The 396-nt window shown below is 57.8% G+C and carries 3 tRNA genes; all 3 read left to right on the forward strand.

From position 1 onward, the window contains the following. The first annotated feature begins 6 nt into the window (after window positions 1-6). The 3 genes from HWW87_RS36900 (at window position 7) to HWW87_RS36910 (ending at window position 379) form a co-directional block, all read left to right on the forward strand. Window positions 7-82: transfer RNA gene (locus HWW87_RS36900), tRNA-Glu, on the forward strand. Window positions 83-162: 80 nt separating this feature from the next. Continuing rightward, window positions 163-239 (forward strand) — tRNA-Asp (locus HWW87_RS36905). Window positions 240-303: 64 nt separating this feature from the next. Next, a tRNA-Glu gene (locus HWW87_RS36910) sits at window positions 304-379 on the forward strand. Window positions 380-396 lie beyond the last annotated feature (17 nt).

Consider the following 396-nt stretch of genomic DNA (forward strand, 5'->3'; position numbering starts at 1 on the left):
TACGTTGTCCCCTTCGTCTAGAGGCCTAGGACATCACCCTTTCACGGTGAGTACAGGGGTTCGAATCCCCTAGGGGACGCCAGATTCAGCGGCGTTTCGTAGAAGTGTCGCAACGCGTGCAGGAACGTGACGAGATCCTGCAGGCGGTGGTGCAGAAAAGCTGGAGCGGTAGTTCAGTTGGTTAGAATACCGGCCTGTCACGCCGGGGGTCGCGGGTTCGAGCCCCGTCCGCTCCGCCAGAACGAAGCCCGTTCAAAAGCGTTTTTGAACGGGCTTTCTCGTTAAGGATGTAAGCAGTACGTTGTCCCCTTCGTCTAGAGGCCTAGGACATCACCCTTTCACGGTGAGTACAGGGGTTCGAATCCCCTAGGGGACGCCAGATTCAGCGGCGTTTCG

Origin of the sequence: Burkholderia sp. BCC0419 (assembly GCF_902830285.1) — a bacterium.
Classification (GTDB): Bacteria; Pseudomonadota; Gammaproteobacteria; order Burkholderiales; family Burkholderiaceae; genus Burkholderia.